Source organism: Lactobacillus gallinarum DSM 10532 = JCM 2011, from assembly GCF_001434975.1.
Classification (GTDB): Bacteria; Bacillota; Bacilli; order Lactobacillales; family Lactobacillaceae; genus Lactobacillus; species Lactobacillus gallinarum.
The window spans coordinates 25,502-38,074 of record NZ_AZEL01000047.1 but is presented as its reverse complement, the minus strand read 5'-3'; the positions used below and the strand labels follow the sequence as shown (position 1 = coordinate 38,074).

The 12,573-nt window shown below is 37.0% G+C and carries 14 protein-coding genes and 1 riboswitch; of the genes, 9 read left to right on the top strand and 5 right to left on the bottom strand.

Annotated features, from left to right (window positions below):
• Positions 1-5: 5 nt before the first annotated feature.
• Positions 6-764 (bottom strand): ribonuclease H family protein, encoded by a 759-nt coding sequence (locus FC37_RS05985; RefSeq protein WP_025005602.1) that lies wholly within the window; start codon positions 762-764, stop codon positions 6-8.
• An 87-nt stretch (positions 765-851) separates the two neighbouring features.
• Here FC37_RS05985 and FC37_RS05980 point away from each other — a divergent pair, with 87 nt between their 5' ends.
• Positions 852-1,778, top strand: a complete 927-nt coding sequence (locus FC37_RS05980) for an alpha/beta hydrolase (RefSeq protein ID WP_025005603.1) — start codon at positions 852-854, stop codon at positions 1,776-1,778.
• Between the two features lie 21 nt (positions 1,779-1,799).
• Positions 1,800-3,257: a cardiolipin synthase gene (gene cls / locus FC37_RS05975; protein WP_025005604.1), complete on the top strand. Its 1,458-nt coding sequence runs from the start codon at positions 1,800-1,802 to the stop codon at positions 3,255-3,257.
• Here the strand turns inward: cls and FC37_RS05970 are convergent.
• Complete coding sequence (locus FC37_RS05970; protein ID WP_025005605.1) at positions 3,252-3,731, bottom strand: hypothetical protein; 480 nt, start codon at positions 3,729-3,731, stop codon at positions 3,252-3,254. The two genes, cls and FC37_RS05970, sit on opposite strands and share 6 nt — an antisense overlap.
• A 91-nt stretch (positions 3,732-3,822) precedes the next feature.
• Here FC37_RS05970 and FC37_RS05965 point away from each other — a divergent pair, with 91 nt between their 5' ends.
• Genes FC37_RS05965 through FC37_RS05955 form a run of 3 tightly spaced genes read left to right on the top strand, consistent with a single transcriptional unit; the run spans position 3,823 to position 5,870 of the window.
• The gene (locus tag FC37_RS05965) at positions 3,823-4,527 is read left to right on the top strand and encodes an NAD-dependent protein deacylase (protein WP_025005606.1); all 705 of its coding nucleotides are present in this window, start codon (positions 3,823-3,825) and stop codon (positions 4,525-4,527) included.
• 49 nt (positions 4,528-4,576) lie between these two features.
• Positions 4,577-5,095, top strand: coding sequence for a methylated-DNA--[protein]-cysteine S-methyltransferase (locus FC37_RS05960; protein ID WP_025005607.1), 519 nt, complete (start codon positions 4,577-4,579; stop codon positions 5,093-5,095).
• Entirely contained in the window at positions 5,082-5,870 is a 789-nt protein-coding gene (locus FC37_RS05955) for a TerC family protein (protein ID WP_025005608.1), read from the top strand. The genes FC37_RS05960 and FC37_RS05955 overlap by 14 nt, the downstream gene beginning before the upstream one ends.
• Before the next feature lie 37 nt (positions 5,871-5,907).
• Here the strand turns inward: FC37_RS05955 and FC37_RS05950 are convergent, their stop codons facing one another.
• Positions 5,908-6,270: a DUF488 domain-containing protein gene (locus FC37_RS05950; RefSeq protein ID WP_025005609.1), complete on the bottom strand. Its 363-nt coding sequence runs from the start codon at positions 6,268-6,270 to the stop codon at positions 5,908-5,910.
• A 69-nt stretch (positions 6,271-6,339) separates the two neighbouring features.
• On the opposite strand from FC37_RS05950, the gene FC37_RS05945 reads away from it, so the two are divergent.
• The 4 genes from FC37_RS05945 (at position 6,340) to FC37_RS05930 (ending at position 10,696) form a co-directional block, all read left to right on the top strand.
• Positions 6,340-6,972: a DNA-3-methyladenine glycosylase gene (locus FC37_RS05945; protein WP_025005610.1), complete on the top strand. Its 633-nt coding sequence runs from the start codon at positions 6,340-6,342 to the stop codon at positions 6,970-6,972.
• Between the two features lie 48 nt (positions 6,973-7,020).
• Positions 7,021-7,194, top strand: a riboswitch (Lysine riboswitch).
• Between the two features lie 105 nt (positions 7,195-7,299).
• The gene (locus tag FC37_RS05940) at positions 7,300-8,913 is read left to right on the top strand and encodes an ABC transporter substrate-binding protein/permease (protein WP_025005611.1); all 1,614 of its coding nucleotides are present in this window, start codon (positions 7,300-7,302) and stop codon (positions 8,911-8,913) included.
• Positions 8,913-9,668 carry an amino acid ABC transporter ATP-binding protein gene (locus FC37_RS05935; RefSeq protein ID WP_025005612.1) on the top strand — a complete coding sequence of 252 codons (756 nt, stop codon included), beginning with the start codon at positions 8,913-8,915 and terminating at the stop codon, positions 9,666-9,668. Before FC37_RS05940 ends, FC37_RS05935 begins: the two co-directional genes overlap by 1 nt.
• 80 nt (positions 9,669-9,748) lie before the next feature.
• Positions 9,749-10,696 (top strand): DUF805 domain-containing protein, encoded by a 948-nt coding sequence (locus FC37_RS05930; RefSeq protein WP_025005613.1) that lies wholly within the window; start codon positions 9,749-9,751, stop codon positions 10,694-10,696.
• 98 nt (positions 10,697-10,794) lie between these two features.
• Here the strand turns inward: FC37_RS05930 and FC37_RS05925 are convergent, their stop codons facing one another.
• Together FC37_RS05925 and FC37_RS05920 are read right to left on the bottom strand one after the other, a co-directional pair.
• Positions 10,795-11,709 carry an HNH endonuclease gene (locus FC37_RS05925; RefSeq protein WP_025005614.1) on the bottom strand — a complete coding sequence of 305 codons (915 nt, stop codon included), beginning with the start codon at positions 11,707-11,709 and terminating at the stop codon, positions 10,795-10,797.
• Positions 11,710-12,354, bottom strand: coding sequence for a YfbR-like 5'-deoxynucleotidase (locus tag FC37_RS05920; RefSeq protein WP_013436958.1), 645 nt, complete (start codon positions 12,352-12,354; stop codon positions 11,710-11,712).
• Positions 12,355-12,573 lie beyond the last annotated feature (219 nt).

Here is a 12,573-nt window from a genome sequence, read left to right as displayed (position 1 = left end):
GCTTTTTACATTTTATTGTCCATATAGCGATTTAATTCATGATCCACAAATTCATTGCCTCGATTATTGGCGTGGCCTTTAGTCCATTCAAATGTACTATCTGGGAAATGCTTAAGCAAACGATCAAGTTCTTGCCATTCTGCCACATTTTTTAAAGGTCCGCCAGAACGCTTCCAACCGCGTTTCTTCCAACCGGCTAACCAGTGCTGATTAATTGCATTTAAAACATACTTAGAATCTAGCACAAACAATAAATGCTTTTCATTAAAGCCAAGCTCAATTAGTTTTTTCAAAGCATTAATCAAAGCAGTCTGTTCCATCTTATTGTTAGTTGCACCATATTCACCGCCTGAACCATGAACTTCTTGATCATCCCATTCAATCAAATAAGCCCACGCTGCTTTATCAGTCTTCTTAACATGGCCGCCCTTATATACGCCTGTATTACGAGTACCGCCATCAGTATAAGTCACTGCAAAAAATTCTGCGGTTGAATGCGCCGTTACTTTTTTAGCTTGTGGCTTATTTTTTACTCTATTACTTTCTTGTTTAATCTTGGCAATGGCATTTTGCAAGGTATCTTCACCCTTTTGCAAAATATCTCCCTGAGTCCCATTGTTTAAACCTAGATAGTCAGTCGCATCAGTAATATTTTCAAATGACTTATACTCTGCTCCGGAAAAACCATCTACCTGCTTTTTTGCATCATCCCACGTGCGGTAGACGCCTGGTACACGACCATTTTTTACAGCATAAAACTTCATGATTCACCTCAAAAACAAAAAATTTCTACCCAATGTTAAAATATAATTATTATTCATTATAGGGAATTATGTAAGAAGGTGGCAAAAATGTTCTTTAACTCCAAAAAATATGCCGAAGAAGCTGAAAAGAACCATAAATATGATCTAAAACAAGAACCCAGCATGTTTAACATGATCTCATTAGGTCTGCTTGCTTCCTTTGCCCCTACACGTATCTTTCTCAAGTTACGCAAACGACACATCGAAAACAAGGCAGTAATTCAAGAAAGTTCAGTAAAGCAAGTTCCTATTATTTACTTCCATGGCTTTCGCGGTGGAGATTACACTACTAATGTAATGGTTCATCAAGCAATGCATGATAAGGGAACCGATAAATTTTTAAAGGTTACGGTTGATTTATTAGGCAACTTCAAATTAGAAGGTACTTGGTCCGGCGATGAGCATCCTATTGTACAGGTTGCCTTTCGTCAAAGAATTGTGGGAATTTACGGCATTGATTATTATCTTAGCTTTGTTTTACCCTTTCTTTCTAAAAAATATCACTTCAAAAATTATATTGCTGTAGCTCACTCCTTAGCCTGTCCTTGCATCATTAGAACGGAAATGAAGCATGCCTCTAGTAAAACTTTCCCTCATTTAATTAAGTGTGCGTTAATTGCCGGCCCCTTTGACGGTGTTACTTATCTAGGCGATATTCCTAACGTAAATATTCTTAATGAAAATGGCCGTCCTAGTGTCATGAATCCTCATTATTTATATTTGCTTTTTAATCGCCGAAAATTCAATTCAAATATTTCAGTGCTAAATATCTACGGCAATGTTCTTGATAACACTAACACTGATAAATTTATTTCTGTAGTTTCAGCTAAAAGCATCCGCTACATTTTGGCTCCTAAAGCACATTTCTACCAAGAAGTAGAAGTTCGCGGCAAAAATGATGCAGAACATAGTTGGATGCATGATAATCCATTCGTTATTGATATTGTTGATAAATTTCTCAATTTAAAAAAATAGACTGTATTTGGGAGGAAGAACATGGTCTGGTGGCATGATTTTATCAGAATTATCTTTATTACTAACACACTCCTTGCTTTTTACATCGTTTTCCACCGAAGGCGATCAGTTTCTACAACTTGGGCCTGGTTAATTATTTTGCTTATTTTTCCAGTAGTTGGTCTTACTCTTTATGCATTTTTCGGCCGGGGTATTTCCCAGGAAAATATTTTTTCAATTAATAAGCAACACCACATTGGCTTACGCAACGTTCAAAAATCAATTGCCAAAGCACCCAAAGAAGTCAGCCCCTCTGACACTTCTAAATTAGGCGAAATCGCGATTCATTTTTTTAACCGCAATAATGAATCGCCTCTCACCAAAAACAACAACGTGGAACTCTATACTGAGGGTGAAACCTTCTTTCATGATTTGCTCAAAGACATAGTTCGAGCAAAGGAAACTATCAATGTAGAGTTTTATACTTTTTATAGCGACAATATTGGTAACCGCGTTTTACAACTTTTAATCCAAAAGGCTAAACAAGGTGTAAAAGTACGAGTTATCTATGATGCCTGGGGATCAATGGGTGCAACCAAGGCCTGGTTTGATCAATTACGCAAAGCCGGCGGAGAGGTTTTGCCTTTTATTACTTCCAGAAATATGATCACTAGATATCGAATTAACTATCATTTGCACCGCAAGATTGTTGTAATCGATGGGCGTATTTCCTGGACTGGTGGCTTCAATATCGGTGATCAATACTTAGGAAGGAAAAAGAAATTTGGTCATTGGCGTGATAGTCAGGTGCGCATCGTCGGCTCTGCTTCTTTGTTATTGCAAGAGCGATTCGTGATGGACTGGAACGCTTCAATCAAACGTCCTGAACAAATTATTCGCTTTAACGATACGCTTTTCCCTGATCTTGATGAAAAAAAGATCCATCGCGGAGATGTTGCTACACAGATCATTTCTGATGGCCCTGACCGTTATATTCCCTATATGCGTAACGGTATGATGCGCTTAATGCAGCTAGCGAGAAAAAGATTATGGGTTCAAACACCTTACTTAATTCCTGACGATGCCGTCTTTGCCACATGGCAAACTATCGCTATGTCTGGTGTCGATGTGAGAATCATGATCCCGTGCAAGCCCGATCACCCTTTTATTTACCGGGCTTCTCAATGGTATGCCAATGAGCTTACACGCTGCGGCGTAAAAATTTATATTTATGAAGACGGCTTCTTACATGCCAAGACTACTATCATCGATGATTATTTTTCTACCGTTGGTTCGATGAATCAAGATTATCGTTCATATGATCTTAACTTTGAAGACAATGCCATTTTCTATGATAAAAAATTTACTAAAAAAATGATCGAAGTTTTTGAAGCAGATATGAAAAAATCCCACTTGCTTACTCACGAGGAAATAAAAAAGCAAGGTCGTATATTACGAACCTTGCAAAGTTTTTCACGGATGCTTTCCCCAATCTTATGATTGGATTTCAACGGGAATATTTTTACCTATATATTTTTGCAATGCGGCAATAACTTCGTTAACTTGAATCCGAAACCGCATCATATATGCCTTATTATTGTTAGTTCTAAAAATGGCCATTACTAATGGCTTTTTAGGATTAGGGACATTAATTAATGTGACACTAGAGATTTCATCGTACTTAACCGTTCGCTTAAAGTAACCTGAAACCACCATTTTTTTAGGACTAAAACCTGAAAAACCATCAACTATGCTAATTAACAAGAATAAGGCTAAAAATACATTTAAACCTGGATCACCTTTTTCAATGTAGTTCCAGGTAAAACCTAACCAAATAAAAATAATTGCCCAAACGATTGAGGAGATACGATAGTGTCCACGAAATTCTACTTTAGCTTGCCAATACCAACTGTAGCAAGCATAAGCTAGCATCAATATATTAACTACAATGTAAAAATAAGACATATAGGCCATAAAAATCCCCTCAAAAAATTTATTTCTTTTAATTATAACAAAGACAGGATTCATAATTAAACAAACAGATTATAGAACAGAGGCATAAACTATGAAAAAATCTGATTTAATAGAACTGCAACAAGAAATTGATAAAGCAAACCACATCATTTTCTTAACCGGCGCAGGTGTCTCAACTCATTCAGGCATTCCTGATTATCGTTCAAAAAATGGGATTTATAACGGCGTGCAAGAAAGTCCGGAAAATATTCTTAGTGAAAGCACTCTTTACAACCGTCCAGAATTTTTCTACCAATTTGTAATGAATAATATGTATTTCCCAGACGCTAAACCCAACCTAATACACCAAAAAATCGCTCAAATTTGCAATCAAAAAGGTGATCTTATTACCCAAAATATTGATTGTTTGGATACGAAAGCCGGAAATAAACACGTGACAGAGTTTCATGGAAATCTATATAATATATATTGTACTAAATGTCACCATTCAATTTCTTACGAAAAATATTCTCAAAATTACATCCATCAAAATTGCGGTGGCATTATTCGACCAGACATAGTACTATATGGTGAATCAATTAAGCCTGAAACTTTAACTAAATCCGTTGAAATTATGCAAAAATCTGATTTAGTTATTATTTGTGGGACAAGTTTTGTAGTTTATCCATTTGCTCAACTTTTGGCCTATCGCAATGAGAAAGCAAAGATTTTTTCCATTAACAAAACTAAGATTCCTGCATCAGGAATTAAACAAATTATTGGTGACGCTCTTGATGTATTTAAAATATTGAATTAATATAACATTTAATATTTTCAAAGTGAAAATTTATGTAGGTGGTGAAAACATGGCAGAGGTTTTTTATTATGATTATGTGACGATCAAACCATGGACTTACTTTTTAACAGCTTCCATATTTGGTTTGACTTACGTAGGGCTCAAAGGTGACAAAAGCGTTTCTCCCATTTTTAGCTTTTATCCTCACCGAATGCTTGTACATGATCCTAAAAAATTAGCTCCATATATTGAACAATTAAAAGAATATTTCGCTGGAACAAGAAAAAAGTTTGATGTTCCGATTGATATTTCTGAATTTGGCACTGAATTCCAAAGAAAAACATTACAAGTTGTGCAAAATCTTCCATATGGTTTTACAGCCAGTTACGGTGATATTGCAACATCATTACCTAACGCTACTTCTGCACGCGCAGTAGCACATGCGGTAGCGTTAAATCCTGTTTTGATTTTTATTCCAGACCACAGAGTTATTCTCTCCAATAATCAAGTGGGAACTTATCGTCTAGGACAAAAAGAAAAAGTTAGGTTAATTGATTTAGAAAAGAGTCATATGCATGGCAATCTTTAAAATGTATGCCCCATTTTTTGACCTAGGCAACTGGGCTCATGTTTTAACCAGTGGTAAAGATTGGATGATTATCCTAACCCTGATTTTAATGGAATGTTTGCTTTCCGTTGACAATGCCGTAGTTTTAGCAGCACAAACACAAGTGTTGCCTACAAAAGCAGAAAAGGAAAAATCATTATTATATGGTTTATGGGGTGCCTACCTTTTCCGCTTTATTGTTATCGGAATTGGAACATATTTAATTCATTTTTGGGAAATTAAATTAGCTGGTAGTATTTATTTATTCTACCTAGCTTTTAAGTTTTTCTATGATCAGCGTCACCCTAAACAAGCCGCTGAACGTGAAAAAGAAAAGGAAGAGCGTGAGGCCGCTCACCATAAAGGAAAGAAAAAGAAGAAACACGTTTTGTCTTTATTCTGGCGAACGGTTATCTCAATTGAATCCATGGATATCGTATTTTCTATCGACTCAGTTCTGGCGGCATTAGCTGTCTCAAGTAATCCTGTCGTAGTTTTAATCGGTGGAATGATCGGTATTCTCTGCATGAGAGGGGTTGCCGAAATAATTATTAAATTAATGGATATCATCCCTGAATTACAGCCGATGGCTTATCTATTAATTGGGATTATCGCCTTAAAATTACTTTTAGCACTTCCACCTCTTCGTTTTGAATTACCAAACATGGTTTTCGCCATCATTGTTTTTACTATTTTAACTTTGACTATTCTTTTCCACTTCTGGCGTGTTAAACGTCATGGACATAAGCATATTTAAAATAAAAAAGCTTATCTGTTATGATAAGCTTCTTTATTTACTTCAATTTCTTTTCTACATATTTCTTCAAAACAACCGCTTGATTATGTTCCCTATTTTTAGCCCCATAAAGAAAGAGTACATCACCTATTTTCAATTTCTCTTGTACAGTTTTGATAAACTCAGGCATAAAATCATTGGCATCTAATTCTGCAATATACTTTTGTTCAAATTCCGGGAACTTCTCATCCTCATGATTAAACCATTTTCTTAAATCATTTGTCGGTCCAATCTGCTTATCCCATTCATCCAGGGCCGCTTTAACTTTGCTTATTCCTCGTGGCCACATACGATCAACTAATATTCTATAGCCAGCAGGTTGCTCATGATCATAAATTCTTACTAATTTTATTTCACTCATTTGAAAGAATCCTCTCTTTTAGATTAGTCTATAACTAAGATTAAAAAATTTAAACCAGAAAGGCGTTAAATGAACTACACAAATTACTTTACTAATCGTCCAACTGATGAAATTACACGCGATTTAATTGGACGACCTCTTATTTATAATGAGGGAAAAGAAAAATTAGGCGGCTATATTGTCGAGGCTGAAGCGTACATGGGCAAAGATGATCGTGCAGCCCACTCTTATGGCGGTCATCGTAGTCCCGCTAACGAAGGACTTTACCGCCGCGGCGGCACCATTTATATCTACGCACAAAGACAATATTTCTTTTTTGATGTTGCCTGTCAAGAAGAAAATGAACCACAAGGGATTCTTATCAGAGCAATTGAACCTGTTTGGGGAATTGATACTATGATTAAAAACAGAAATGGCAAAAGCGGCGTTTTGCTTACTAATGGCCCAGCCAAAATGATGCAGGCTTTTGGAATACACGACAAGAATTGGAATTTGCATTTTCTTTCTGATTCTCCATTTATAATTGATCTTGAAGACAAACACAGAAAACCTGCCCAAGAGATTATTGCAGATAAACGCGTGGGTATTAATCAATCTGATCCTATTTGGACTAATAAAAAACTACGTTATTACGTAGCTGGAAATCCTTACGTTTCAGATATGAAAAAGAGAAATTATGCTAAAAATAATGGATGGACTTGACATATTTTAATTTTTCTTTTATTATCTTTCCATAGTTAAATAATATTCCAATGCAATAGAGGTTGCGACAATCACAAGATAATTCAGAGTCCGCGAAGACAATGAAGGTTATCTTAGGGCTGCCGCCGAAATGGATTTAACATTCGCGTGTTGATCTGTTGGGCTATAGAACAATATTCTATAGACTGTCCTGGTTAGTCCCCAGGGAGCGCTATAAGATTTGGTTTTAATACTGATGATTATGACCTCGTTGCTGATGAAGCACCGAGGTTTTTATTTACGCTTTATTGTATTGGCTTTATGTTGAAAACATTGGAGGGTTTTTCATTGAAGTCAAGATTTAGATGGATTGCAGCATTACTAACAATCCTGATTGGTTTATTTATTGGATTCAGCTTTAACAGCCGCGAGACTCAAGCTGCTAAAAAAGATTCCAGCGTATTAAAAATAGGTATGGAAGCTAACTATCCACCATACAATTGGACTCAACCTAAGAAGACAAACGGTGCTGTGCCAATTGATGGCTCAAATTCTTATGCAAATGGTTATGACGTTCAAATCGCCAAAATTATTGGTAAGAGACTTCACAAAAAAGTTGTGGTTGAAAAGACTCAATGGGATGGTTTATTACCTGCTTTAACTTCCGGCAAAATTGATTTAATCATCGCTGGTATGAGTCCTACTGCTGAAAGACGTAAGGCTATCAACTTTTCAGAACCATACAGAAAGAGTACTTTCGTTGTTATTACCAATAAAGCAAGTAAATACTCAAATGCTAAGAAATTATCTGATTTTAAGGGTGCTAAGTTAACTGCTCAACAAGGTACTTTGCACTACGATTTAATCAAGCAATTAAAGGGTGCTAAGCGTGAACCAGCTATGCGTGACTTCTCAGCCATGCGTCAAAGTTTAGCTTCTGGTACCATCGATGGTTATGTTGCAGAAGACATCGAATTCGAAAGTTACCACAGCGTTAACCCTAACATCATTGCCGTTAACTTGAACAAGATGGCTGGTTTCCACGTTGATCATGATGATTCCGTAACTAGTATTGGTGTTAAAAAGGGCAACACTAAATTACTTAACGAAGTTAACGCTACTTTGAGAACTATTTCTAACAAAAAGCGTGATCAATTAATGTCACAAGCCGTTAAGGAACAACCTAAGGCTGGTAACGAAACTAAGAAGGAAGACTGGTTAGTAACTACTTGGAAGCAATACGGCGGCATGATCATGTCCGGTATTGGTATGACTTTACTTTTAGCCTTAGTTGGTACTATTGTTGGTTTCTTTATCGGTTTGCTTGTAGGTATCGTTCGTACCATCCCTACCCCAACTACTCGCGGTAAGCGTTGGGCTTTAAACTTCGTAAAATGGTTATTATCAGTTTACGTTGAAATTTTCCGTGGTACTCCAATGATGGTTCAGGCCGCTGTAATTTACTACGGTATTGCTCAATTCTGGCACTTAAACTTAAACAGAACTATTGCCGCTTTAATCATTGTTTCAATCAATACTGGTGCCTACCTTGCCGAAGTTATCCGTGGTGGTATTATTTCTACTCCAGAAGGACAATTTGAAGCAGCTAGTGCACTTGGTATGACTCACAACCAAAGAATGTGGCACATCATCTTGCCTCAAGCTATTAGAAACTGTTTACCATCAATTACCAACGAATTTATCGTTAACATCAAGGATACTTCAGTATTGAGTATCATCTCAGTTTCTGAATTGTTCTTCGTTGGTACTACTATTGCCAGTCAATCATTCAAGTTCTTCCCAACTTACTTAATGATTTCGGCAATCTACTTGATTTTGACCTTTACTATTACTAGAATCTTCAACTTCATTGAAAAGAGACTCGAAGGTAAAAAGAACTACAACTTGATGGCTAACCAAGTTCAAGTTGGTACTCCAAAAGATGCGGAGGCAAACAATTAATGACTGAATCAAACGAAGTAATTTTAAGTTTAAAGCATATGCAAAAGTCCTATGGGGCTCACAAGGTATTGAAGGACATTTCTTTCGATATCAACAAAGGCGAGATCGTGACCATCATTGGTCCTTCCGGTGGTGGTAAGTCTACTACCCTTCGCTGCATCAACTTGCTCGAAGAACCTACTGATGGCGAGATCGATTTCCACGGTGAAAACATTTTGGCACCTGGTTACAACCGTAATACCTTTAGATCCAAGGTCGGCATGGTATTCCAGCAATTCGACCTATTCGAAAACAAGAATGTTTTGGAAAACTGCATGATCGGCCAAGAATTGGTCCTCAAGCGTTCAAAAGACGAAGCACGTAAGATTGCTATGGAGAACCTTAAAAAGGTTGGTATGGATCCATTTATCAAGGCTAAACCACAACAATTATCTGGTGGTCAACAACAGCGTGTTGCTATTGCCCGTGCGATTTCAATGAATCCAGAAGTTTTATTGTTCGACGAACCAACTAGTGCCCTTGACCCAGAAATGGTTGGCGAAGTACTAGACGTTATGCAAAAGCTTGCTACAACCGGTTTGACGATGGTGATCGTTACCCACGAAATGGGCTTTGCCAAGAGCATTTCAGACCGTGTATTGTTCATCAGTGACGGTATCATTACTGAACAAGGTTCACCTGATCAAATCTTTGATCATCCAAAGAACGAAAAGACACAAAAGTTCCTGAGTAACTTCAGAAAAATGGACTTTTAAAATTTTAAAAGCAGAGAAGTTTGATTACTTCTCTGCTTTTTTAGTTTATAATTAATAAAAAATTAATTGGAGGAATATTTATGAATGAAAGAGTGTATTACTTCGTCAAATCGTATGATGAAGATTTACCAAAACCACCCGCAGAAAGTTTTGGTCAAATTTTAAACGAAACCTACTTGCATCCCTTCGATTGGAGCGCAAGAACCACTCGTAAGTCCTACTGGTGGAGCGTCTTAACCAACTTCATTATTGCCATTTTAGCTATTGTAGTTGGCTTCTATGCTTTCAATGAAGGACTTAATCCAGGTATCAGAGTAATCGACACTGTGGTTGCGATTGCTATCTATGTCTGGGTATTTCTAGCTGGCCTTGGTCAAATGATCCGTCGTTTGCATGACGTTGGCTACAGCGGCTACTGGTACTGGGCTACCTTCACTGGTTATGGCACAATGTTTATGTTTTACTTAGCACTTCAGCCATCTGTCCAACACAAGGTTAAATGGGGCAAGTACTTGTTCAGCGATCAAGATTATCCTGAGGACGGCGCAAAAAGTAATGTTCCTATACCAACTATTGGTCAAATCTTGAAGGAACACTTCTTTGACTGCTTCAAGTGGGATGCTAGATCTACTAGAACCTCATTCTGGGTAGGTACTGCAATTAGCCAAGTTATCCAAGTTATCATGACAATCGGCGTACTTGCTTGTTACCTACTTACTTTCATGCTTTTAGCTCCTTTCAGCGTTACTGAATTTGATTCTGGCGATGGCGATGCCAAGGTAATCGGTGTAATCTTCATCATTTTTATTATTTTCTTTATTGCAGCAGCTATTTGGGCCTTTTTAGCACAATTAGGTCACACTGTTCGTCGTCTGCACGACGCAGGCTTTAACGGTGGTTGGTGGTGGCTGGGCGTAATTCCTTACGTTGGTCAACTGTTGCTAGCATTCTTGCTCTTCCACCCTACTGTCCAAAATGAAGTTAAATGGGACAAATATTTATTTGATCCAGAAGATCGAATTAGATAGATCAAAATTAAAAAGATCATTCCTATATGGGGATGATCTTTTTAAAACTCATTTTCTATTTTAAATTGAGTTTACAAAAAATAGCGCTTTTTTACGTTTTAAATAATATCCTTATTTTCCTTAATGCGAGCTAATTTCCAGCCCGTATCAAAATACATCTTGCGCGTTTGACGCAAATCATCATAATCACTTTGTAAACTATCAATGGCATCCTGTAAGCCCTTATTTTGCTTTCTAATCGCATTTAGCTCAGGATCATTGATCACGCCCTTAAGGTGTACTTGAGCCGCTAAATAGCGCCGACGATGCTCAAATTCTTCTCTCAAAGTACCCAGCGCATCTTCATACTTAACTAGCTTTTTATTGATCTCAGAAATTTGATCATTCAGTTGAATAAACAACTTATAAGGCATATCCGACTTAATTCGGTTGCATTCCGCACAAGCTAAAGTTAAATTATCTAAGCTGTTGTTGTGACTAAGAGAAACAGGATCCTTATGATCTACGCTGCGGCCACGTCTGCCGCAATATTGGCAGCGGTATTTATACTTGGCCCGAATGCGTTCACGATCAATAAAATCAACTTCGTTTAACTGGAAATTGATCTCCAAATCCATTCCCTTTAAATTTTGCTCAAAAGTTACGCCTTGGTTAGGCACATAATTAAGCTTGCCATCTTCGCTTTTAATTACCGCCAAATTCAAATCAGACCTTTTAATCTGTTGGCGGGCGATTTCATTGCCATCATAATCTTGTAAAAAGGCCTCGTATTTTTTACGGTCCTTTTTATTTTTCACAATAAAACCTGATTGATCTTGTTTCTTTGCACCGACAAACGTGTAAAGCAAGCTTTGAGCAAAAGCTGCGACCGCATCATTTGCGTAATCTTCCGGATTCAGGTTGCGCGTGATACAAATGTCGCAAATACTGGTCAACTTAGGATTCATTAACCCCTCTTGCTTAAAATGCAAAGAGTCCATGCGTAGCCCGCATGAACTACATTGAAATTTCACCTAATCATCCCCTAACAATAGAATGCTAAAAGCTATTCGTTGCATCTTATCCTTTCCCGCGAAATCACCTTTAAAAAGATCTGGCAAAATTTTCTTAATAAAGTATTGTACGCAAACTAAATCGTCGAACTTCTTGATCGTTTCAAGACTTTCCTTGAACATTTGCATATAAACCGGGTTCGGATTACCTAATTCGATTTCTCCATAAGCTTCATATAACAAATCTAATTTATCACAGATTGATAAAATTTTACCCTCTAAAGTATCATCTTTGCCTTCTGAGAGACGTTTAGTATAAATTTCTTGAAATTCTTCTGGAATCTCATCCTTAATGAACTTGGTGGTCATTGTTTCTTCAACGTCACCAATCATCTTTCTAAGTTGAGGAGTAGCGTATTTAACCGGTGTCTTAATATCACCGATGAAACGTTCAGTATAATCGTGATTCAAACTCTTTTCGTAAAGGGCCTTCCAATTGATCTTCTTATTGCCGTGAACTTCTTCGATATCACCCATCATTTGTGCGAGTTCAGCTGTTCTGAAGCAGTGATCAGCTACTGAGTGGTGGTGGTACTTGAAGTAACCTGGTGCACGATCGATTGACTCTAAACTGTTAAAACCTTGAATGTATGCATTTAATCCCATTTTTTGTCCTCCTCTTAAAAATTTATTGCTAAAAATGTTTAAAAATTTTTACTATGTTATCAAAAATCAAAATAAGATGCAAATATAGCTGGATTGTGGCAGTATTGTTTGTGTTTTACATAAAGTATTTCTCTTGACTAGATAATAATTAATAACTTATCTTTTAGATGACTAATAAATTATTTAGTTTCATCAATATTTGTTCATGTTTTGTGGAGA